The 22590-nt window shown below is 62.0% G+C and carries 14 protein-coding genes and 1 tRNA gene; 5 read left to right on the plus strand and 10 right to left on the minus strand.

The annotated features are described in order from the left end of the window. Positions 1 to 110: 110 nt before the first annotated feature. Complete coding sequence (locus FJ950_RS00735; RefSeq protein WP_140614641.1) at positions 111 to 1835, minus strand: calcium-binding protein; 1725 nt, start codon at positions 1833 to 1835, stop codon at positions 111 to 113. A 404-nt stretch (positions 1836 to 2239) separates the two neighbouring features. Between FJ950_RS00735 and FJ950_RS00740 the strand changes: the two genes are divergently transcribed. From FJ950_RS00740 to FJ950_RS00750, 3 genes are all read left to right on the plus strand, one after another. After that, positions 2240 to 3994 carry a type I secretion system permease/ATPase gene (locus tag FJ950_RS00740; RefSeq protein WP_140614642.1) on the plus strand — a complete coding sequence of 585 codons (1755 nt, stop codon included), beginning with the start codon at positions 2240 to 2242 and terminating at the stop codon, positions 3992 to 3994. Beyond that, positions 3987 to 5378 carry an HlyD family type I secretion periplasmic adaptor subunit gene (locus FJ950_RS00745; RefSeq protein ID WP_140614643.1) on the plus strand — a complete coding sequence of 464 codons (1392 nt, stop codon included), beginning with the start codon at positions 3987 to 3989 and terminating at the stop codon, positions 5376 to 5378. Before FJ950_RS00740 ends, FJ950_RS00745 begins: the two co-directional genes overlap by 8 nt. Positions 5379 to 5485: 107 nt before the next feature. Next, positions 5486 to 6505 carry an NAD-dependent epimerase gene (locus FJ950_RS00750; RefSeq protein WP_140614644.1) on the plus strand — a complete coding sequence of 340 codons (1020 nt, stop codon included), beginning with the start codon at positions 5486 to 5488 and terminating at the stop codon, positions 6503 to 6505. 217 nt (positions 6506 to 6722) lie between these two features. Here the strand turns inward: FJ950_RS00750 and FJ950_RS00755 are convergent. Next, positions 6723 to 6799 (minus strand) — tRNA-His (locus FJ950_RS00755). 351 nt (positions 6800 to 7150) lie between these two features. Next, the gene (locus FJ950_RS00760) at positions 7151 to 7609 is read right to left on the minus strand and encodes a phasin (protein WP_140614645.1); all 459 of its coding nucleotides are present in this window, start codon (positions 7607 to 7609) and stop codon (positions 7151 to 7153) included. Positions 7610 to 7857: 248 nt separating this feature from the next. Between FJ950_RS00760 and FJ950_RS00765 the strand changes: the two genes are divergently transcribed. Next, complete coding sequence (locus FJ950_RS00765) at positions 7858 to 11754, plus strand: PAS domain S-box protein (protein ID WP_140614646.1); 3897 nt, start codon at positions 7858 to 7860, stop codon at positions 11752 to 11754. Between the two features lie 246 nt (positions 11755 to 12000). Here the strand turns inward: FJ950_RS00765 and FJ950_RS00770 are convergent, their stop codons facing one another. Further along, the gene (locus tag FJ950_RS00770) at positions 12001 to 13959 is read right to left on the minus strand and encodes an acetoacetate--CoA ligase (protein WP_140614647.1); all 1959 of its coding nucleotides are present in this window, start codon (positions 13957 to 13959) and stop codon (positions 12001 to 12003) included. Positions 13960 to 14163: 204 nt separating this feature from the next. On the opposite strand from FJ950_RS00770, the gene FJ950_RS00775 reads away from it, so the two are divergent. Further along, a complete protein-coding gene (locus FJ950_RS00775) occupies positions 14164 to 16017 on the plus strand; it encodes an AsmA family protein (protein WP_140614648.1) in 1854 nt (617 codons plus the stop codon). A gap of 26 nt (positions 16018 to 16043) precedes the next feature. Here FJ950_RS00775 and FJ950_RS00780 read toward each other — a convergent pair whose 3' ends face one another. The 6 genes from FJ950_RS00780 to FJ950_RS00805 all read right to left on the minus strand — a co-directional run bounded on the left by FJ950_RS00780 (position 16044) and on the right by FJ950_RS00805 (position 22511). Then, positions 16044 to 16862, minus strand: coding sequence for an ABC transporter permease subunit (locus FJ950_RS00780; RefSeq protein WP_015316315.1), 819 nt, complete (start codon positions 16860 to 16862; stop codon positions 16044 to 16046). Then, positions 16859 to 17827: an ABC transporter permease subunit gene (locus FJ950_RS00785; protein ID WP_140614649.1), complete on the minus strand. Its 969-nt coding sequence runs from the start codon at positions 17825 to 17827 to the stop codon at positions 16859 to 16861. Before FJ950_RS00785 ends, FJ950_RS00780 begins: the two co-directional genes overlap by 4 nt. A 9-nt stretch (positions 17828 to 17836) precedes the next feature. Beyond that, positions 17837 to 18979 (minus strand): ABC transporter ATP-binding protein, encoded by a 1143-nt coding sequence (locus FJ950_RS00790; protein ID WP_140614650.1) that lies wholly within the window; start codon positions 18977 to 18979, stop codon positions 17837 to 17839. 76 nt (positions 18980 to 19055) lie between these two features. Next, positions 19056 to 20153: a polyamine ABC transporter substrate-binding protein gene (locus FJ950_RS00795; protein WP_140614651.1), complete on the minus strand. Its 1098-nt coding sequence runs from the start codon at positions 20151 to 20153 to the stop codon at positions 19056 to 19058. Positions 20154 to 20481: 328 nt separating this feature from the next. After that, on the minus strand, positions 20482 to 21435 hold the full coding sequence (locus FJ950_RS00800) for a DMT family transporter (RefSeq protein WP_140614652.1): 954 nt from the start codon (positions 21433 to 21435) through the stop codon (positions 20482 to 20484). Positions 21436 to 21611: 176 nt separating this feature from the next. Then, positions 21612 to 22511 (minus strand): DUF2167 domain-containing protein, encoded by a 900-nt coding sequence (locus tag FJ950_RS00805; protein WP_140614653.1) that lies wholly within the window; start codon positions 22509 to 22511, stop codon positions 21612 to 21614. Positions 22512 to 22590 lie beyond the last annotated feature (79 nt).

Here is a 22590-nt window from a genome sequence, read left to right on the forward strand (position 1 = left end):
TGCGCGCTCAACTCGACGGAAAACAGATGCGAACTGTGCTGAATAGACGGCGAACGGAGAAGCCGACCGGCAGGAGCGCTCAGCTCCTGCCGGAAGCACGATTGCGTGCGTCAAACCACGAAAAAGGAGCTCGCGCCAATTGAGAGATGCGGAGCAACGGTCGCAAACTGCGTCTGAGCATGGCCGCCGATTCCGTCACTGTCGAAAGAGAGCGCGCCGGTCGAACTGTTATAGATGACGTGGTCGCTTCCATCATGCGCACCTTTGCCGATGTGGAAGTTCGCGGCCGAAAGGGCGCCCTGCTGGAGTCCGGCGAATACGCTGTGATCGAGTTGGATCTTGTCCTGGGAAACCTTGAAGTCGGTTATCTTGTCGACATTTCCAGACCCTAGCGCGGTGTTGAACACGAAGACGTCCTTGCCGCCAAAGCCCGTCAGCGTATCGGAACCACCCCCGCCATTGATCTTGTTGGCGCCGGCATTTCCTTGGATCGTCTGGGCAAACTCGTTGCCGGTCAGGTTGATCTGCCCGGTTCCCGACGCCTGCGTGGTCGCAAGTTTCTCGACGGACGAGCCCGCCGAGAGAGCATAGCTCACCGAAGCGAACACCGCGTCCTTGCCGTTGCCTGGCTGCTCCACCACCTTGTCATGCACGTTGTCGACAAAATAGGTGTCGTTGCCGCCATAGCCTTTCATTGTATCGGCGCCGCCTCGACCATCGATCTTGTTGGCGCCGTAATTGCCATTGATCGCCTGGTCGAACTCGTTGCCCGTCAAGTTGATCGCATGTGTGCCGCCCGTCTTGTCGGTCGAGAGTTGCTCGACATGCGAACCAGCAGACAATGCGTAGCTGACCGAGGCAACCACCTTGTCGAAGCCGCCGCCTGATGCCTCCATCACCTTATCATGTGCATTGTTGACATAGTAAACGTCGTCCCCGCTGGTCGAATGAAATACGTCCGCGCCAGGGCCGCCATGGAAGATGTGATGGGTCGCCTGCGTGGGATCGGGGACAGTGGGCGTGGTGGGCGTAGGCGTGGTGGGCGTAGGCGTTGTCGGCTCGGAACTCGGAGGCGGTGTCGAAGGACTAGTGCTGGCGAGGTTGTGCTGGCGGAAAACGGCCTGCAACTCAGGCGAGTTCTCCAGGGCGGTGTCGCCGTTCTGCGAACCCCAGGCATACGCATAGTCGAAGGCTGGGGACGGAACCAGCTTTGCCCAGTGATCGATCATCGTTTGCATTTGGGTCGACGTCGGCATGACGTGCTTGCCGCCGGTGTCCGTCTGCCAACCGCCGCCGCCAAATGTCTGATATACAGGAACGATCTTGTCAGCCGGAATGCCTGATTTCACGGCCGCGGCCACGGCTCGGTCGATCATGTTGTAGTCGACGCTGCTTATTCCCGTGCGAACAGGGTATGGGTCCAGTCCATAGTAGTCGATCCCGGTGTTGGCGGGATTATAGGTGTTGGAAAAGTCCGGATTGGTGGACGACCCCATATTCATCATGGTGATGAAGGTCTTGGCGCCCGGAAAATGGGAGTGGATCCAGTCGGATTCAGCCTTCAGATTTGCCGCACTCGCGTATGTGCCCCATCTGCCGGTAGGGTCCGGCTCGTCCATCAGGAAAAATCCAAACACTTTTGGATTGTTGAGGAAGGGTGTGACTTTTTCGATGAACGACGAGGTCACCCCGTCATGAGCGCTTAGATAGACAAGCCCCTTCATTCCGCTGGGCAGCTCATTGACCTGCGAAAGATACTGAACGTCCGCCAGGTTAAATCCGGCGCCCGCAACTTCGGCAGCCGAACCGCCTGATGCATAATGGAGAGTCGCCATGCGTTTTCCTTCTTGTTTGGCAACACCCCGCCCTGGATGGGGGTTAGACCGAAAGCTACATTAGATGAAAATCACATACCAACATCTTTGAACGAAGTTTTTGATCGCTGTGGGGATGGCCACATCAACGGGTCGGTGCAATTTACTGTGAAGTCAGTGGCTTGCAGCGAAATCTGCGGGTTTTCCATTGACCACCGCATGCACAGTTCTCCACTGTTTTCACAGGCATCCCCTCTTCCCACCGCGACTCCCGGCCACGATTTCGCTTCATTTTGCATAAAGTTCGCCATATGTTAGCTAGCCATCATGTCCAGGGGCGCATGTGATATGGTGGAATCAGAAAAGGTTACCCATCGGATGAACAAAGAAAGACACGCGACAACGTCGCGTCATAGCAATAAGCTATGAATAAAGAACCACAAAACGCCTCACCGCTACGCTCCGCAATACTAGACTGCCTGCCCGGAATAGCTGGCATCGGACTCTTTTCCGCAATGATAAACATCCTTGCGTTGACCGGATCCGTTTACATGCTGCAGGTCTACGATCGCGTCCTGCCGTCGCAAAGCGTCCCGACCTTGGTCGGGTTCACCATCGGAATGCTGGGCCTCTACGCGGCCTACGGTCTGCTCGATTTCGTGCGGCTTCGCCTGCTGGTCCGAATCGCCAGTCGATTCTACTGCAGTTTACAGCAGAGAACATTCGCGATTTCGTTGCTTCTTCCGCTCAGGGCCGGTCGAGAAGCGGACCGGGTGCTTCCGTTGCGGGACCTGGATCAGTTGCGCGCATTCCTTTCGGGAACGGGGCCGACGGTTCTTTTCGACGCGCCGTGGATCCCGTTTTATCTGCTCATTATCTACATGTTGCATCCGTCGCTCGGCGTGCTTGCGACCCTCGGCTCCGTCGCCGTCGTCGTGCTGACCATCGTGGCTGAGATCATCAGCCGCCGCCCTGCGGCGCTGGCGTCCGAAGCGATCCTGACACAGCGCGCGCTTGCTGATTCCGGCCGTCGGAACGCCGAGGTGGTCCACGCGATGGGCCTCTCCGAACGGCTGGCGGGGCGCTGGGGCGAAGTCACTCACGCTTATCTCTCCTATCAGGAGCGGCTCTCCGACATCGTGGGTGGAATCAGCTCGCTGTCGAAGGCGCTTAGGATGGTGCTGCAATCTTCGGTGCTAGGGCTCGGCGCGTATCTCGTCATCGGAGGCGAAGCATCCCCCGGCGTGATCATCGCGTCGTCGATATTGCTGGGTCGCGCCCTAGCCCCGGTCGATGCGGCGATTGCGAACTGGCGGGGTTTCCTGTCCACCCGGCAGAGCTATTCCCAGTTGAAAGCGGCGCTCCGTGCGTTCGAGAGTCCAATCGAATCCATGAAGTTGCCGCCGCCAGAGGCCCGCCTGGCGGTCGATAGTTTGGCGGTAGCGCCTCCGGGTACACCCAGGCCGACGCTCATCGATGTAAGCTTCCAGCTTTCGAGCGGCGCGGGAATGGCCGTTATCGGCCCAAGCGGCTCGGGAAAGACAACATTGGTGCGCGCGCTGGTGGGAGTTTGGAGCCCTCTGCACGGCACGGTGCGGCTGGACGGGGCCTCTCTCGACCAGTGGGACGCGCAACGGCTCGGCGCCCACATTGGCTATCTGCCGCAGGATGTTGAACTGTTCGACGGGACGGTGGCGGACAATATTTCGAGATTTGGCGGCAAGAGCGACCCCCAGGGCGTGCTCGCCGCGGCGAAAGCCGCGGGCGTCCACTCGATGATCATGCATCTGCCGGCAGGCTTCCAGACGCGCATCGGCGAGGGAGGAAGAGCGCTGTCGGCAGGGCAAAGGCAGCTTATCGGCCTTGCCCGGGCGCTCTACGGCAACCCGTTCCTGGTCGTGCTGGACGAGCCAAACTCAAATCTCGACGTTGAAGGTGACGCCGCCCTGGCCGGAGCCATCATGGCCGTCCGCCAGCGTGGGGGTATTGTGATCGTTGTTGCACACAGGCCATCTGCCCTCACCAACATCGATCAAGTCATGGTCCTGGCGGATGGCAGGCTGCGCACCTTCGGCTCGCGCGAGGAAGTGCTTGCCGGCATGCGGCGGCCACCCTCGCCTGCCGCGCAACGTCCATCTTCGATCGCGCCGATCCACTCGGGAGTGACCGGACATGCGTGACATCTTGCCCCGCGTGCTTGCGTTCATACCGACACTTGCCCGGTTCGGATCTCGAGATCAGCCCGCCGAAACCGACTTGCCCAAGGTGCCAGGCAGCATCCTTGCGCCAGGGACCCTTTGGCCAAGCATGACGCTGGGGCTCGTTGTGACTGGCCTGCTGGTGGTCGGCGGCGGAGCATGGCTTGGCTTGACCAAGATAGCCGGTGCCGTGATCGCGCCCGCCACGGTGGTGGTCGAAAGCAACATCAAGAAGGTCCAGCACCAGACCGGCGGCACGATCGGCGGCATCTTTGCGCAAGACGGCGACCATGTTCGGGCCGGTGACATATTGGTCCGGCTGGACGGCACGCTGCCACGGGCCAACCTGCAGATCATCAGCGAAGATCTTGATCGGACCACGGTGCGGCTTGCGCGACTGGAGGCCGAACGCGGCGGTTTGCGTGAAATGCAGCTTCCAGCCGGCCTTGAGGCCGGGATGCCAAAGCCGGAGCTGGCCGCCCTTGTCAGCGGCGAGCGCGCTCTGTTCGAAACCCGTGCCTCGGCATTGGCCGGGCAGAAGGCGCTCTTGTCGAGCCAAACAAAGCAACTCGAGCGTCAGATCGATGGCCTGAAGGCGCAGCAGGTTGCAGCCGATGAATCAGCGGCGCTGCTGAGCACTGACCTTACGGATGTCGATGCCCTCTATTCGAAGAAACTGGTGTCCAAAGAGAGGATCAGCAACGTCAGGCTGGATGCGACGCGAGCCAAGGGCGAGTCGGGGCGACTGGCAGCCGCGGTAGCAGAGGCACAGGCCAAGATCAGCGAGATCGAGTTGCAGATTCTGCAGCTCGACGAGCAACGGCGAAGCGATGTGACCGGTGAACTGCGCGAGACTGAAGCCAAGCGCACCGAACTCAACGAACGCAAGATCGTGGCGCAAGACGAACTGACCAAAACCGAGATCCGCGCTCCGCAATCCGGCACAGTTCAGCAGTCGTCCGTTCACACTGTCGGCGGCGTGGTCGCCCCGGGCGAACTGCTGATGACGATCGTTCCCGAGGCCGACAACCTTGTCGTGGACGCGTTGATCCCTCCTTCCCGCATAGACGACGTCAACCCGGGACAGAGCGTTTCGATCCGGTTTCCAGCTTTCGATGCCGGGACTACCCCTGTTTGCAACGGCTCCGTCAAGTACATCTCGGCGGACCTGATCAAAGATCCGCAACGCCAGCTTTCGTACTTTTCGGCCCGTATCAAGGTCGACAGTCAGTCGGAGTGCTTGAAGGAAGCCAGGCAACTCAGACCGGGCATGCCGGCGGAAGTTCACATCCGCACGGATGAACGCAATGTCTGGTCGTATATGCTGAAACCTCTCACGGACCAGATTTCCAGGGCTTTCCGCTAAGCAGGCCTGGAGTTCGCATGCCGGCAGTCCAGCCCGAGAGCCATGGGCTGGACATATCATGCGTCCGCAGGATGCCGGCTTCACGATGCAACCTATAATGCCTTCTGATGAAGGTACTGGTCACCGGCGCTGCCGGCTTCATAGGCTATCATGTCGCCAGGCGGCTCCTGGAGCGCGGTGACGAGGTTGTCGGCATCGACAGCATCAACGATTACTACGACCCGCAAATCAAGCAGGCGCGGCTGCGGCTCCTGGACGAGGCGAGCCGCAAGACCAATGCCGGCTATCATTTCATCCATGGCGATCTCGCCGACAGGGGCGTGGTCGACGGCTGCTTTGCCGACCATGCCTTCGACCGGGTGATCCATCTCGCCGCCCAGGCCGGCGTGCGCTACAGCCTGGAAAACCCGCGCGCCTATGTCGAGAGCAACATTATCGCCTACACCAACATGCTCGAGGCCTGCCGCGGCAGCCGTGTCGGGCACCTGACCTATGCCAGCACCTCGAGCGTCTACGGCGCCAACACCGACATGCCGTTTTCCGAGCATCGGCCGGCCGACCATCCGCTGCAGTTCTACGCCGCCACCAAGCGTGCCAACGAACTGATGGCGCACAGCTACAGCCACCTGTTCGGCCTGCCGACCACGGGGCTGCGCTTCTTCACCGTGTACGGCCCCTGGGGACGCCCTGACATGGCGCTGTTCCTGTTCACCAGGAGCATCCTGGCCGGTGAGCCGATCAAGCTGTTCAACAACGGCAATCACACGCGCGACTTCACTTATGTCGAGGACATCGCCGAGGGCGTGATCCGTACCAGCGACAGCCCCGCCGCGGCCAACCCGGCCTGGGATTCCGGCCGTCCGGATCCGGCGACCAGCAGCGCGCCCTGGCGCATCTTCAACATCGGCAACAACAATCCGGTGAAGCTGACCGCCTATGTCGAGGCGCTGGAAAACGCGCTCGGCCGCAAGGCGGTGATCGAGCTGCTGCCGCTGCAGGCCGGCGACGTGCCCGACACTTTCGCCGACACTTCGGCGCTGCAGGCGGCGGTCGGCTATCGCCCCCGCACCTCCGTCACCGAGGGGGTGGGGCGGTTCGTCGAGTGGTACCAGGATTTCTACAGCTGACGGGTCGGGTTCGCGAGGCCCGGGCCGCAGCCGACGGTTTAAGAGCGGGGCGTGGTTTTGCGGGTCGAGCCATCACTTACTGATGCGCCGGAACACCGCGAAAGTTGCGGTGCGCGAGAGCAAGGGGCGCAGCATCGAAGGCGATGCAATCAGGAAAGGACCCGCTATTGGAAAAACCTTCTCCAATAGTTTCGACCGGTTATGGGGAGAGTGCTAGTGGTACCGTTGGCTGGGATCGAACCAGCGACCTCCGGATCCACAATCCGGCGCTCTAACCATCTGAGCTACAACGGCACGTCTTAACGTTGGTAGCAGGATCGGGGTGGAAGGTTCACTCTCCGCGATCCGCTCTTTCGTTCGGCGATGCGTCCTTACGGGCTTATGAATTCTAATTCAAGGCTTTTGCAAAGCAAAGGCCACTTCCCTACAGCGGCGCCCCTTTCGCCGGGCAAAGAAAAAGGCCGGCGGGAGGAGGTGCCGGCCTTTTCCTGTTACGAGCCAGCGGGAGGAGGTGCTGGCTGGTCACCCCGAAGAGCAGAGGGAGGAGGTTCCACTCGCCGGGTATTCGCTCGGTCGCAACTGTCTCACATCTATTTGTCCGACAAAATGCGACCTTTTGTTGCATCCGTGGACGATGCGCACTTGTTAGGCGGCCTTGATTTCCTTGATCGCCTTCTCGAAGGCGGTCTTGATCGGCTTCGAGACGTCCTCGGCCGCTTTGGAGGCAACGGCCTGGAAGTCCTTGGCCTGCTCGACGGTCAGTTCGACGCGCTTACGCAGGAACGCGGTCTGCAACTCGATGACTTCCGACAGCGACTTCGCGCCGATCAGGGCTTCGAGATGCGAGAAGCCGGCCTCGGCGTTGGCGCGCAGCGCGGTGATGGTCTTGAGCGACAGGTCGCTGGAAACAGCCTTGGCGGTTTCGTAGGTCGACTCCAGGGCCTTCTGGGTCTCCTCGGCACCGGTCTTGAGCTTGGCGTAGGCCTCCTTCGACTGCTCAACGCCCTTTTCGGCGAAAGCGCGGATCTGGTCGGTGGCCTTGGAAGCGTCGAAGCTCGGGAATTCAACGTTTTCAATCGTCTCGGCGGTCTTGGTCCTGGACATTTTCCATCCTTTTCAGCGGCAGCGGCTTTGACAGAAAGCCGTCTCGTTCATGTATGATGGCAATATAAAGGCAAATCTTGTGCATTGCAATATCTTTGTTGCAGTGCACAAAAAAATGTTTTCGGACGTTAACCAAACGGCCAAAATTCAGCCTTTGCACGTTCTGGCTTGTGGACCTTCGTGGCTGCGGCTTTTATTAACAAAGCGTTAACTGCAAATTCGCCGCTCCGTGAGGGTTCGCCAAGCGCATGCCGTCCGAATATTCCTTCCTCGACGTCGCCGTGCTTGACGCGGTCCGCCAGCGGTTTGCCGCCGGCGACGCAATCGCGATCCTGTCGGTGGACCTCGAGCAGGTGATCTGGGCCAACGGGCCGGGCGCCGCCATGTTCGGCTATCCCGACATCGAAGCGATCATTGGGGCCTCGGCCCGGCTGCCGCTGGTCGCACGCCGCCAGGTCATGGCGACCAGCGGTTTTCCCCAGATCGGGGTCGATCGATCGATCACCGTGCGCCTGGCGACCGGCATGACCAGTCGTGCCGTCGGCTTTCTCGCCAGTGCCGTGACCCTGCCCGACGGCGAGAATGCCATCATGCTGGCGGTGCCGGCCGCGCAGACCGGCTCGCGCAGTGCCGCCGAGATCGCCGGCCGGGCAATCAGCGGCTTTACCGAAGACGGCCATTTCATCGCCTTCATCGATGCCAAGGGCAATGTCGAGGCCGCCTCGGAGGGATTTTCGGCGCTTGGCATCCAGCCCGCGACACTGGCGGCCCTGGTGGCAGACGTCGCGGCCGAGGGCGAGCGCATCGTCAAGCGCCTCGTTCCGGGCGGCAGGACCTCCTACCCCGCCGGTCTCGCCCGGCTGACGCCGGAGCGGCATCTGCTGGTGGTGATAGACGAGGACCAACTCGAGGACAGCGCGGCTCCGGCAGACGGTTCGCCCGCGACCACGGAAAGCCCTGCCGAGGAGGTTGGCGTTCGGATGGTGGGAACCGCCGCGACAGAGGCGAGCGAGCGGTTGCCCGTCGCTGCCGCGACCGAGCACGAACACGTCCCTTCCGAACCCATGGCTGGCGAGATGCCGGAGCCGACAGCGCGGGAAATCGAGGAGCCGGCCGGGCCGACACCCGCTGCCGCCGACAATGATCAGCCGGCGGCGGGCACGCCGGGGCAGCACGATCATTGGTATTTCAATGCCGGAGAAGACGACGCGCCAGCCGCGCCGGAACCGAAACACGTGGCAGAGGCGGTCGGCACCGAAGCTGCGGTGCACAGCGTAAAGCAGGACGAGGCCACCTCGCCCGTAGCCCCGACCGCGACCATGGCCACCCGGACGATAGACCGCTCGGCCGCACCGCTGCGTTTTGTCTGGCGGACCGACGCCGAGGGTAAGTTCAGCGCCCTGTCGCCGGAATTCGCCGATATCGTCGGCCATCCGGCCGCCGACGTGATCGGCCGGCGCTTCCGAGATGTGGCGGCGGCCTTCGGCCTTGATGCATCCGGCGAGATCTCCGGCCTGCTGGAGCGGCGCGACACCTGGTCCGGCCGCTCGGTGCTGTGGCCGGTCGTCGGTACCGACCTGAAGATCCCTGTCGACCTGGCGGCATTGCCTGTCTATGGGCGCGGCCGCGCCTTCGAAGGCTTTCGCGGCTTCGGCGTCGCGCGAAGCGGGGATGCGGTCGTCGATCCGGAAGCGATCGGCATGGCCCTGGTGCCCAATGGCGAGATGCCGGCGGCACCCAAGCCGAAAACCGTGGAGACAATGCCGGAAGACCCAAAGGCCGAAGAACCAAAAGCATCGGATCCGTTCAAGGGCGAAGTGCCGGCGCTGACCATCGTCCCGAAACCGGAGCGGCGCTTTGCCGACAAGGTCATCCGGTTGGCCGAACACCGGCAGCCGGCCAACGACAAGGGACTGTCCTCGCTGGAACGCAGCGCATTCCGCGAGATCGGCGAGCGGCTGAAAAAAGACAGTTCCACGGCAGAGCCGCCGGCGGCAGCCGAGCCGGCAAGGCAGGCGGAACAAGGTGCCGGAATAGGGTCCTTGCCCGGGCCGCACGACGCGGCCAAGCCGGAGGCCGATGCGAAGCCGCAGGCGGATATCGCCGACCCGAATGCCGGACCAGCAGGCTTGAGCCAAGAACCGGCGAGCGGCCCGGCGCATGAGATGGCAGCGCCCGATGCGGAAGACGAGCCGGATGCGGGCGAATTTTCCCCAAGCGATGCCGAGGATCAGAGGGATCTGGCGCGGCTCGACGGTGCGCAACCGGACCAGGCCGAACAACAGGCGCCGGCCTCCGGATCCCCGCCGCCGGAGGCCTCGGGCTCCCTGCTCGACTATGCCGCCCACGATAGCGACAAAGAGGCGGCGACGGCCGAGGATGGCGAGGCTGCGGCCCAGGCAGAACCTGCCCAAGCACCGGCCGATGACGACAGCATGACGTCAGACGATTTTCGCGACGCCGAGGATGACGAGGATTGGGCCGGCGACGCAGCAACTGCATCCGGCGATCAAGCGATTGCGGCCACCGGCGGAACCGGCGGCACGCATCACGCGGCCGAGACGCTCATCCAGCCGCCACGGCTGCAGGTACCGCCGCTCAAGACCGAAGGGTTCATGCCGTCGGCTTTTTCCGTCGGCACAGAAAACAAGACGCCCGATACATCGCTGCTCGGCAAGCTGCCGGTGCCGCTGATCATCCATTCAGGCGACCAGTTGCACTATGCCAACGAGGAATTCCTCGACCTGACCAGGTACGCGACGCTGGAGGACCTCGAGGATGCGGGCGGCCTCGGCGCTTTGTTTGCCGATCCCTATGCCGATGACGGCGCCTCCGACGGCAGCGACCGGGCGCTGCGGCTGAAGACGCGCGACGGGCAGGAATTCCCGATCGACGCCATCCTGCGCTCCGTGCCCTGGCGCGACGGCAAGGCCCTGATGCTGGTCGTTCGCCGTTCCGGCGAGGATGATGCGCCCGCGGCAGCGCATGCGATCGGCGAGGAGCCGACGCAGCCCGACATTTCCGAGCTCAAGGCACGCATCGCAGAGATGCGCACCATCATCGACACAGCTACCGACGGGGTCGTGCTGATCGGCAGCGACGGCACCATCCGTTCGATCAGCCGCCCGGCCGAGGCGCTGTTCGGTTTCGACAGCGACGAGGTGACCGGCAAGCCCTTCGCCTCGCTGTTTGCCATCGAGAGCCAGCGCGCGGCGCGCGACTATCTCACCGGCCTGTCGGAGCCTGGTGTGGCGAGCGTCTTGAATGACGGCCGCGAGGTGATCGGCCGCGAAGCACAGGGACGCTTCATCCCGCTGTTCATGACCATCGGCCGGTTGCCCAACGACAGCGGCTTCTGTGCCGTGGTGCGCGACATCACGCAGTGGAAGCGAGCCGAAGAGGATCTCACCCAGGCGCGCGCGGTGGCCGAACGCGCCTCCTCGCAGAAGACAGATTTCCTCGCCCGCATCAGCCATGAGATCCGCACGCCGCTCAACGCCATCATCGGCTTTTCCGAACTGATGGTCGACGAGAAGTTCGGGCCGGTGGCCAATGACCGCTACCGCGATTATCTGCGCGACATCAACCGCTCGGGCAACCACGTGCTCGACCTGGTCAACGACCTCCTGGATATCTCGAAGATCGAGGCCGGCCAGCAGGAAATGGCTTATGAGGCGGTGTCGCTCAACGATACGCTGGCCGAAACCGTGGCGATGATGCAGCCCCAGGCCAACCGCGAACGCGTCATCATCCGTTCCAGCTTCGCCTCGCGGCTGCCGGAAGTGGTGGCCGACCTGCGCAGCGTGCGCCAGATCGCGCTCAACATCCTGTCCAACGCCGTGCGCTATACCCAGGCCGGCGGCCAGGTGATCGTCTCGACCGCCTACGAGACCTCGGGCGACGTCGTCATGCGGGTGCGCGACACCGGCATCGGCATGAGCCAGGCCGAGATCGAGCAGGCGCTGAAGCCGTTCAAGCAGATCAACGCGCTGAAGCGTGGGCGCGGCGACGGCACCGGCCTTGGCCTGCCGCTGACCAAGGCGATGGTGGAAGCCAACCGCGCCCGCTTCACCATCAATTCGACGCCCGGCGAAGGCACGCTGGTGGAGGTTGCGTTCCCCTCGACCCGGGTGCTCGCGGAGTAGCAAGCCAAGAAAAAAGGCGCCCGGTAAGGACGCCTTAGGAAATTGGATTGCTGTCACAACGGGGGCTTGAGCTGAATTCAGATCCTCGGGGCTGAGGAACGGGATTTCTCCCTCAAGTTACGTGCGACTATCGACGCCGGGCCTTAACAAGTCCTTACCGGGTCGCCAAAAAATTTACGAATGTGTACCACTCGTGAAATCTAGGTAAATTCGTGCGACATATTTCGTTAACCATGCCGGTCGCGTTCACTGCGCGAGCTGCGGCAAGTCGCGGAACAGCTCCAGCGCTTCCGGGTTGGCCAGCGCTTCCTTGTTCTTGATGGCGCGGCCGTGGACCACGTCGCGCACCGCAAGCTCGGTGATCTTGCCCGACTTGGTGCGGGGGATGTCGGAGACGGCGACGATCCTGGCCGGAACATGGCGTGGGCTGGCGCCGCTGCGGATCTTGGCCCGGATGCGCTTTTCGAGATCGTCGTCGAGCTTGACGCCGGCGGCAAGCCGCACGAACAGCACGACGCGCACATCATTGTCGAAATCCTGGCCGATGCACAGCGCCTCCAGGATTTCCGGCATCTGCTCGACCTGATTGTAGATCTCGGCCGTGCCGATGCGCACACCGCCGGGGTTGAGCGTCGCGTCGGAGCGGCCATGGATGACCATGCCGCCATGATCGGTCCATTCGGCGAAATCGCCATGGCACCAGACATTGTCGAAACGCTCGAAATAGGCCGCCTGGTATTTCCTGCCGTCGGGATCGTTCCAGAAGCCGATCGGCATGGACGGGAAAGCCCTGGTGCACACCAGCTCCCCCTTCTCCTGCCGGACCGGCTTGCCATCATCGTCCCAGACATCGACTGCGAGGCCGAGGCCCGGCCCCTGGATCTCGCCGGTCCAGACCGGCTGGGTCGGCACGCCGAGCACGAAGCACGAGACGATATCGGTGCCGCCGGACACCGAGGCAAGGTGCACGTCCTTCTTGATGCCATCATAGACGAAGCGGAAATCCTCGGGCGAAAGCGGCGATCCGGTGGAGGATATGGCGCGTATCGTCGACAGATCATGGCTGCGGATCGGCTTGAGGCCGGCCTTGCGCACTGAATCGATGAACTTGGCCGAGGTGCCGAAAAAGGTCATCTTCTCAGCGTCGGCGAAATCGAACAGCACATTGCCGTCGGGATAGAAGGGAGAACCGTCGTAGAGCAGCAACGTGGCGCCGGAAGCGAGGCCCGAAACCAGCCAGTTCCACATCATCCAGCCGCAGGTGGTGAAATAGAAGAAGCGGTCGCCATCGCCGAGGCCGGCATGCAACCGGTGTTCCTTGACATGCTGAATGAGCGTGCCGCCGGCCGAATGGACGATGCATTTGGGAACGCCGGTGGTACCGGACGAAAACAGGATGTAGAGCGGATGCGAAAACGGCAGCCGCTCGAAGGTGACGGGCCTGACGGCAAAGGGCGACAGGGCCTCTTCCATCGCCACTGCCTTGTCGATGGTATCAGCCACGTCGGCGGAGGTGCCAAGATAGTCGACGAGCAGGACTTTGCGGACGCCGCCGAGCCTGGCCGCGACCGCCTTGACCTTGTCGGCGACCTCGATCGCCTTGCCATTATACCAATAGCCGTCCGGCGCGATGAAGATGACGGGCTCGATCTGGCCGAACCTATCGAGCACGCCCTGCTCGCCGAAATCGGGAGAACAGGATGACCACACCGCCCCGATGGAGGCCGCCGCCAGCATGGCGGCGACGGCTTCGGGCATGTTGGGCATCATCGCCGCTATACGGTCACCCTTCTTCACCTTGAGCGCCAGGAAAAGCTGCTGCAGGCGCGAGACCAGGCCATGCAGTTCATTCCACGACAGCCGCCTCTCGACCTTGTCCTCGCCGCGAAAGACGATGGCCTCGCCAGCGCCGGTCTTTTTCAGAAGGTTTTCGGCGAAATTCAAAGATGCGTCCGGAAAGAAAGAGGCGCCGGGCATCTTCTCGCCGTCGAGCAGCAGTCGTTCACCCTTGTCGCCTTCAAGACCGCAGAAATCCCAGACGAGACCCCAGAACGCCTCCCGGTTCTCGACCGACCAGAGGTGGAGGTCGGCATAGGACGAGAATGGACTGCCGGTACTCGCTGCCGCGGCCTTCATGAAAGCGGTCAATGGCGAGGCATCAATCTGGTCTTGCGTCGGGGTCCAGAGCGGTAGTTCGCCAGCCATGATCGATCCTCCCACGGTCGCCATCGCTTATGCATATCGCTGCGCGGCAGAGCAAGATTTTGTTGGGCCGATGCGGTCAGGTGTGCGCAAATGCCATCGCCGGGCCATAAAGACTTGAAATGCGTCGGCCCTAAGTCGTAGTGACGACAGGGGTTATACCCGTCGGACGCTCGTTTTTGTCGGAATGGAAGCATACGGGGCTATATGCCATCATCCTTGATCCGCCGCGGAGTATGGGCGATCGGCGCTGCCGCGATCGTCATCGCTCTGGTGGTCGCGGCCCTGCCGCTGATCGCCTCGACGCGGATCGTGCGTGACCGCATCGCGTGGGAATTGAGCGCCTGGAGTGGCTTTCGGGTTGCCATCGAGGGGTCGCCACGAATCGAGGTCTGGCCGAATTTCCGCGCGATCCTGACCGATGTGACGCTGTCAAAATGGACCGACGGCGATGCGCCGCCGGTCGTCGAAGCCGAACGGGTCGAGGTCGACCTCTCGGCCATGGCGGCATTGCAGGGCGATGTGGTGTTTTCCACGGCACGGCTGGTGCGGCCGACGATCCGGGTCCAGCGCACGGCGGACGGTCTGTTCCTGCCCACGGCGCCGACCGGCGGGCGCATCGCGCGCTCCATCGATGCGGCCCGTGGCCTGGTCAACGCCGACCCCGCCAAGCCCGACCTCGACAAGCTGCCGGCCGACACGTTCGGCACTGTGGAGTTCAGGGACGGCCGCATGGTGGCGTCCGTCAACGGCAAGGATGAAGAGATCCTGAGCAGTCTTAGCGGCCAGGCCAACTGGGCGGCGATGAACAGCAATGCAACACTGTCCGCGACCGGGATCTGGCGTGGCGAAAGCGTGACCGTGGATGCTGCCTCGCCGAGGCCGCTGGTGCTGTTTGCCGGGGGCATGGCGCCGCTGACCCTGTCCTTCAAGGCGGCGCCGGCCACCTTTTCCTTCGACGGCACGGCCAGCATGTCCGAAAACGCCTATTTCGACGGCCAGGTAAAATTCGCGGCTCCTTCGCTGCGCCGCGTACTGGAATGGTCGCAGGCCGGCATCGCGCCGAGCGCCGCGATCGGCTCGGTCAGCATTTCCAGCAAGGTCACGGCATCGGCCGGACGCGTCAAGTTCGAGAACACGGCGCTGGCGCTGGACAACAATCCGGGCATGGGTGCGCTGGACGTGTCGCTTGGCGAGGCACAGCCGGTGATCTCGGGCACACTTGCCTTCGACACGCTCGACCTCAGGTCGTTTCTATCCGCCTTCACGTCGCTGGGACCGGCGAGCAGCGGCGAACCAGGTCAGATCGACACGAGTTTCGCCGACCGGGTCAACCTCGATCTCAGGCTGTCGGCGGCGCATGCGACCGCAGGGAGCATCCAGCTTGCCGATGTCGCGGCCACCGCGCAGGTCAAGGATGGCCTTTCCGTCTTCGACATCTCCGACGCCTCCGCCTTCGGCGGCAACATCCAGACCAGCCTTCGTTTCGACCGCAAGCCCGAGGGCACCCAGGTCGAGATCCGGCTGCTGGCCTCCGATGTCGATGGCGGGGCGTTCGGCACCGCGGCCGGGATGACCCGGCTGGTGCCGGTCGGCACGGGCACCGTCTCGGTCATCCTCAAGGGACCAGGAAGGACCTGGGATTCGGTTTTTGAGAACGCCGACGGCTCTGTCTCGGCGACCTTTGGCCCTGGCGCGCTCAGCAAGTTCAACCTGCCGGCCTTTCTCAAGCATACCGAACAAGGCGGCTTCTTCGCGCTCGACGATGTCTCGGACGGGACGCTGCCCATCGATGGCGCCGAAGTGAAGGCAACCATTTCGCGAGGCGTGGCCAGACTGGACAAGGCCGAGGCCAATTCGGCGAAATACAAGATCTGGCTTTCCGGCATCGCATCCTACGCAGGACGCGGACTGGCGCTGTCGGGCGGTGTCATCCAGCCGGATCAGCCAGCAACGCAGAAGAGCGGCCAGCAGGGGCCCAACCAGTCGTCGTTTTTCGTCGGCGGAACCTGGAGCACGCCGTTCATTTCACCCATCAGCCGCGGCGTTTCGGGCGAATAAGGCCTGGCCCCTCAGTTGAAACGCTTCTAACCGCGTTGCGCGGCCCGCTCGTCAAGCTGCCGCTGCACCTCGCGCCGCTTATTGGCGACGGAAGCGATGATGACGCCAACCGTGACGATCGCGATCAGAAGGGTGCAGGCGGCATTGATCTCCGGCGTCACACCGAGGCGGACCTGGCTGTAGATCTTCATCGGCAGCGTGGTGGCGCCAGGGCCCGAAGCAAAGCTGGCGATGACCAGGTCGTCCAGTGACAGCGTGAAGGCCAGCATCCAGCCGGACACGATCGCCGGCAGAATGACTGGCAGGGTGATCTGGAAAAAGGTCTTCACAGGCGGCGCGCCGAGATCCATGGCGGCTTCTTCCAGTGAGCGATCGAAGCTGACAAGCCGCGACTGCACGACAACAGCGACAAAGCACATCGTGAAGGTGATATGCGCGAGGATCACGGTCGTCATGCCGCGATCCATGCCGATTGCGACAAACAGCAGGAGCAGCGACAGGCCGGTAATGACGTCAGGCATGACCAATGGTGCGAAGATCATGCCGGAGAACAGGACCCTGCCCCGGAAGCGTGTGTAGCGGGTCAGCGCCAGGGCCCCCATTGTGCCGAGAACGGTGGCCACGGTCGCTGAAATCAGACCGACGCGGATGGTCACCCATGCGGCGTCCATCAGGCCCTGATTGTGGAACAGCGATACGTACCATTTGGTGGAAAAGCCGCCCCAGACGGTGACGAGCTTTGACTCGTTGAAGGAAAAGACGACGAGCAGCACGATCGGCAAATAGAGAAAGGCAAAACCGAGCGTGATCGAGGTGATGTTGAAGCGGCTCCAGGTGGTGTTCATTTGTCCTGCTCCTGCGCGCGGGCCTGGGCATGCTGGAACAACACGATCGGTACGATCAGCAGCAGCAGCAGGATGACGGCAACGGCCGACGACACCGGCCAGTCACGATTGGCGAAAAACTCGTTCCACAGCGTCTTGCCGATCATCAGCGTCTGCGAGCCGCCGAGCAAATCGGGGATGACGAACTCGCCGACGGCAGGGATGAACACCAGCAGGCAGCCGGCTATGACGCCGGGCAGCGACAGCGGAAAAGTGATCTTCCAGAAGGCTGACGTCGGCGGGCAGCCGAGGTCCTTGGCTGCCTCGATCAGCGAATAGTCCATTTTTTCCAGCGACGAATAAAGCGGCAGCACCATGAACGGCAGGTAGGAATAGACGATGCCGATGAAGATGGCCGTGTAAGTGTTGAGGATCACCAGCGGCTGGTTGATGATGTGCAGCGACAACAGCAGCTGGTTGAGCAGGCCCTCGGGCTTGAGGATGCCGATCCAGGCATAGACGCGGATCAGGAACGACGTCCAGAACGGCAGGATGACCAGCATCAGCAATGTCGGGCGGATTGTCGCCGGAGCGCGCGCCATGCCATAGGCGATGGGATAGCCAACCAGCAGGGTCAGCACCGTCGAGATGGCAGCGATGACGACGCTGGTGAGATAGGCCTTGAAATAGAGTGCGTCCTGCGTCAGCCAGACATAATTGTCGAAGTTGAGGTCGCGAAAGCCGGCGAAGAAACCGGAAACGCCGTCCCTGAAATCGAGCACCGGCGTATAGGGCGGCATGGCGATAGCCGTCTGCGACAACGAGATCTTGAAGACGATGACAAAGGGGACAAGAAAGAAGAACAGCAGCCAGAGATAGGGAACGATGATGACGAGCCGGCTGACGAAGCCGGCACCGAGCCGCGTCAGGAACGGATTGGCGGCGGTCGGTGGTGCGGCGGCATCGGTAACGGCGGTGTTGGACATGGCCGTCCCCTACCGTGCCAGCACGACGCCGGCGTCGGGCCGGAAAGACACCCAGGCACGGTCGTTCCAGGTCAGTGGATCCTCGGTCACACGGGCCGCGTTCAAGGCGCTTGCCCGCACGATCTGCCCGTCGTCCAGCCTGACGTGATAGACAGTCATGTCGCCGAGATAGGCGATGTCGTAAACCTCACCTTCCAGCGCGTTGACGGCATCGGCCGGCTTCTTAGACGAGACCCTGATCTTCTCCGGCCTGACGGCGAAGACGATATCCGCATTGGCCTTTGCAGCCGCGCCACCGTTCTCGACGACGATCTGAGCCCCGCTTGGACCTGTAATGTGGGTCGTGTTGGCTGCCTGTTCGGCAACCTTGCCCTCGAACATGTTCACGTTGCCGACGAAATGGGCGACGAAGCGCGACGTCGGGGCTTCATAGACTTCCGGCGGCGTCGCCACCTGTATCACCTCGCCCTTATCCATGATGGCGATGCGATCGGCCATCGTCATCGCCTCTTCCTGATCATGGGTGACGACGACGAAGGTGAGACCAAGCTCCTGCTGCAGATCCATCAGTTCGAACTGGGTTTCCTCGCGCAGTTTCTTGTCGAGCGCGCCGAGCGGCTCGTCGAGCAGCAGCACCTTCGGTCGCTTGGCTACCGAGCGGGCAAGCGCGACGCGCTGGCGCTGGCCGCCGGAAAGCTGGTGCGGCTTGCGCTTGGCGAACTGCTCGAGCTTGACCAGCTTCAGCATGTCGGCGACGCGCTTTTCGATATCCGGCTTCGGCATGCCTTCCTGTTTGAGACCGAAGGCGATGTTCTTCTCGACGGTCATATGCGGGAACAAGGCATAGGACTGGAACATCATGTTGACCGGCCGGCGATAGGGCGGAATGCCGCGCAGATCCTGGCCGTCGAGCAGGATGCGCCCGGCCGTCGGCTCCTCGAAGCCGGCAAGCATCCTGAGCAGCGTCGACTTTCCGCAACCCGATGCGCCAAGCAGAGCGAAGAATTCACGCTCGAAAATGGTCAGCGACAGATTGTTGACGGCGGTAAAGTCACCAAACTTCTTGGTGACATTGTCGAACTGGATATATGGCTTGGCGTTCGGGTCGTTCCATGGCGCGAAGTCCCTGCGGATGCTGCCAAGCGATTTCATATCCCCACTCCGTGCTTTTTTATTCCCCAAAAGAAATCGACCCCGGCAGTTGGCTGCCGGGGTCGCGCCGGATTGCCTACTGGCCGGTGACGATCTTGGTCCAGCTGCGCGTGACGATGCGCTGGGTCTTGGGATCGTAAGGCTGGGTGGTATAGAGCTTCTGCAAGGTCGCGGCGTCCGGATAGACCGAGGGATCGTCGAGCAGCGCCTTGTCCACGAATTGCTGCGATGCCTTGTTGCCGTTGGCATAAAGGACATAGTTCGACGACTTGGCGATCACTTCCGGCGTCATCATGTAGTTGATGAATTCAAGCGCCTCGGCGACGTGCGGCGCGTCGGCGGGGATCGCCATCTGATCGAACCACATCTGGGCGCCTTCCTTCGGCACGGAATAGCCGATTTCCACGCCTTGCTTGGCCTCGACCGCGCGGTTGCGAGCCTGGAACACGTCACCCGACCAGCCGACCGCCAGGCAGATATCGCCATTGGCAAGTGCGTTGATGTATTCGGACGAGTGGAACTTCCTGATATAGGGACGGACCTTGAGAAGAGCTTCCTCGGCCTTGGCGATATCGTCGGGCGACGTGCTGTTGGGGTCGAGACCGAGGTACTTCAGCGCCGCCGGCAGGATGTCGGATGGAGAATCCAGCACATAGACGCCGCAATCCTTCAATTTGGCCAGGCTATCGGGGTTGAAGAAGGTATCCCAGCTGTCGATCTTGTCGGTGCCGAGCGCTGCCTTCACTTTCTTGGTGTTGTAGCCGATGCCGACCGTGCCCCACATGTAATTGACCGAGTATTCGTTGCCGGGATCGTATTTGGCGGTGCGCTCCGTAACCGTGTCCCACATGTTGGAGAGGTTCGGCAGCTTCGACTTGTCGAGCTTCTGGAACACACCGGCCTGGATCTGGCGGGCCAGGAAATTGCCGCTCGGCACGACGACGTCGTAGCCGCTGCCGCCGGCGAGCAGCTTGGTTTCGAGGATCTCGTTGGAATCGAACGTATCGTAAACGACCTTGATGCCGGTTTTCTTGGTGAAATCATCGATGATCGAACTGTCGATGTAATCCGACCAGTTGAAGACGTTGACGACGCGGTCCGCGGCGTGACCGGCGGGCGTCAAAAGCGCCAGAAATACCGAGGTTGCCGAAAGCCAGAGCGCTTTGCGGATCATGCTATTCTCCTTTGGTGAGTGTTCCATTGCCGGCGCGTCGCGACATGCTCGCGCGGCCGGGCATTTGCTTTAGACTGTTGAGCTTTCCAGAGGTCGACGGCCGCCATTCGGCACGCCGCCGACGGCCGCCCGCACGGTCGGGGCGGGAAGGAATTGCGATGCCTTCAGAAGCTTTCGCCGCCGTGCGGTCAGAGATACTAGAATGTGGTCCGGTCTCGATCGGGCCGCCGGGGAGACTTGGCAAGATACGCCTGTCTTGTTGTTGCCGTGTTCCCAGCCTGCCCGGGTGGCAGCGACATTGTCAATGGGCAAAGCTTCGGCACCCGCATCAATTAGGCGAAGGCACCCCGGTGACCCCAGGCCGCTGCGGCCGCGCCTGACGCTTGAATTCGAGCCCGATATGGACAAGCAGCGCCGTGACCACCACCGCGCCGCCGACGATGGTGCGCCCGGACGGCACCTCGGAATGGATGAGCCAGACCCATATCGGCCCCAGGATCGGCTCGAACGTGCCGAGCAGTGCCGCGATAGCCGCCGGGATCAAGCGCGCGCCAGTGGCGAAGAAAGCAAGACCAAGGCCGAGATTGACCACGCCGAAGACGAAGAGAAAGCCCATGTCGCCGGCCGACACCGCGAAGGTCGAGGCCTGCGAGGCAGCGAAGCCCGCCGCCAGGATCGTGCCGAGACAGGTCGCCGGCGTCATGCGCACGCTGGAGAAGCGCCGGGTGATGACGGTGGCGATCGAGAACATGAACGCGATCAGCAGCGCCAGTCCATCGCCTATGGGCGAGACGGCGCCGTCAACAGATTCAGACACCATGATGGCGACGCCGGCGAGGACGGCGACGATCGCCATCCAGGTCGCGACGGTTACCTTTTCGCGGAACAGCGCCCAGGCAAACAGGGCCGCCAGAAGCGGCACGCCGGCTTGCATCAAAAGAATATTGGCGACGGTCGTATAGGCAAGCGCCACCACGAACGAGGTCGACGCAATGGCGAAGCAGAACCCCACCGCAATACCTGGCAGGCCCATGTCGCGGAATGATTTCAGCATGCCGCGCCAGCCGTCACGCCAGACCATGAAGCAAAGCAGGAATACGGCAGCCCACGCGGAGCGCCAGAATATCACGGTCCAGCTGTCGCCGACCGTGATGAACCGGGCGATGGTGCCGCCGAAACTCCACATCAGTGCCGACAGGAACACCAGAAGGAAGCCGATGCGCTCCTCGCGCGGCGGGATGGCCGCGGACGTGGCGATCTGCCTTGATGTGGTGTCGGTCATGGGCGCGACTGTCGAGATTTTGAGGACGGCACGATGCGCAGGAGACGACAAGAACGTACCCTGTTCGCGTACCGCAAAGGCATTGGCGAGGCGTGATCCAGTGCAGTGTTCCGTTTGGCGCACTGCCGGCACCCTGCCGGCGCGCCCGACAACAGTCAGCAGCGCTTGGGCGACGCCTACGACGTGCGCTTGTTGCCGCGAACGAAGCGCCAGACTCCGGCCAAGGGAACCAGCAAGATCAAACCGAATTTCTTCAGCGCAATGAGGGCCACGGCCAGAAGGCCCGCCTTCGCCGCCAATTTTCCCGCTATGAGGCCACCAATGCCAACTGCCGCAACTGTATCGGAGCCGGGTATGAAATCAGTGTATTTCTTGCCGGTATTGAAGGCGGCGAGGCCAAGGACTTCGTCCAGGCTTTGCCTTATCTCCGGCAATTGCTCCACCGTAGCGATATAACTCATCACAAAAACGCCCTCCTTACCCAGAAAACGGACGTCGTAGTTGAGCGTGTGGACGGTATCGTCTCCGAATTGCAGTTCCTTTGCCCAGTGCAAACGCTTGTTGACCGAGTCGTAGACTGGCGGCGAGGCCCAGCCGATCAAGGTAATGGGAGGAAAGCCATCCTTTGCCCTTTGATCGTTGCCTGACAATGTGTCCGCCTGCATGGTGCGCAGCAACTCGCCGTAGTCGATGGATGCGGCGTCGCCATCATCGACATAGCCTATCTTCTCCCATCGCAACTCTATGCCCCAATTGCCATCGGCAATGGGATCATATTTGGCCGGAAAGATCATGCCGACCGAATCGGCAGCGGAACTGGCAGGATTGCCCCAGGCTTCTGTCAAAACAGAGGCAGTGTCTTTCTTGTTAAGAAAATAGAACTTATCGCCAAGGGTCAGGTGTACACCTTCGGCAAGGTCCACCGTGCCGATCTTCGGCTCGATTTTGTCCAGGAAAGCCTTGCCGTCGTCATTGTACCCTTGGTAAGATTTAAAAAAATCCGAGGATCTTTCCGCCTGAGCGGGCCAGACCGAAAGGGCAAGGCCCAAACCAAGCCAAAGAGCTATCCGGCTCATCAATCCCCCCGATCGCTGCACAGATTGTCGTTGATATCTTAACAGCAATGCTTAATCAATATTGCATCCGCTATATTTA

This window comes from Mesorhizobium sp. B2-3-14, from assembly GCF_006442175.1.
Classification (GTDB): domain Bacteria; phylum Pseudomonadota; class Alphaproteobacteria; order Rhizobiales; family Rhizobiaceae; genus Mesorhizobium; species Mesorhizobium australicum.

What these genes read in the sequence shown, in the direction of transcription:
- FJ950_RS00735 (WP_140614641.1), bottom strand. Translation starts at nt 1,835, where the DNA reads ATGGCGACTCTCCATTATGCATCAGGCGGTTCGGCTGCCGAAGTTGCG.
- FJ950_RS00740 (WP_140614642.1), top strand. Translation starts at nt 2,240, where the DNA reads ATGAATAAAGAACCACAAAACGCCTCACCGCTACGCTCCGCAATACTA.
- FJ950_RS00745 (WP_140614643.1), top strand. Translation starts at nt 3,987, where the DNA reads ATGCGTGACATCTTGCCCCGCGTGCTTGCGTTCATACCGACACTTGCC.
- FJ950_RS00750 (WP_140614644.1), top strand. Translation starts at nt 5,486, where the DNA reads ATGAAGGTACTGGTCACCGGCGCTGCCGGCTTCATAGGCTATCATGTC.
- FJ950_RS00760 (WP_140614645.1), bottom strand. Translation starts at nt 7,609, where the DNA reads ATGTCCAGGACCAAGACCGCCGAGACGATTGAAAACGTTGAATTCCCG.
- FJ950_RS00765 (WP_140614646.1), top strand. Translation starts at nt 7,858, where the DNA reads ATGCCGTCCGAATATTCCTTCCTCGACGTCGCCGTGCTTGACGCGGTC.
- FJ950_RS00770 (WP_140614647.1), bottom strand. Translation starts at nt 13,959, where the DNA reads ATGGCTGGCGAACTACCGCTCTGGACCCCGACGCAAGACCAGATTGAT.
- FJ950_RS00775 (WP_140614648.1), top strand. Translation starts at nt 14,164, where the DNA reads ATGCCATCATCCTTGATCCGCCGCGGAGTATGGGCGATCGGCGCTGCC.
- FJ950_RS00780 (WP_015316315.1), bottom strand. Translation starts at nt 16,862, where the DNA reads ATGAACACCACCTGGAGCCGCTTCAACATCACCTCGATCACGCTCGGT.
- FJ950_RS00785 (WP_140614649.1), bottom strand. Translation starts at nt 17,827, where the DNA reads ATGTCCAACACCGCCGTTACCGATGCCGCCGCACCACCGACCGCCGCC.
- FJ950_RS00790 (WP_140614650.1), bottom strand. Translation starts at nt 18,979, where the DNA reads ATGAAATCGCTTGGCAGCATCCGCAGGGACTTCGCGCCATGGAACGAC.
- FJ950_RS00795 (WP_140614651.1), bottom strand. Translation starts at nt 20,153, where the DNA reads ATGATCCGCAAAGCGCTCTGGCTTTCGGCAACCTCGGTATTTCTGGCG.
- FJ950_RS00800 (WP_140614652.1), bottom strand. Translation starts at nt 21,435, where the DNA reads ATGACCGACACCACATCAAGGCAGATCGCCACGTCCGCGGCCATCCCG.
- FJ950_RS00805 (WP_140614653.1), bottom strand. Translation starts at nt 22,511, where the DNA reads ATGAGCCGGATAGCTCTTTGGCTTGGTTTGGGCCTTGCCCTTTCGGTC.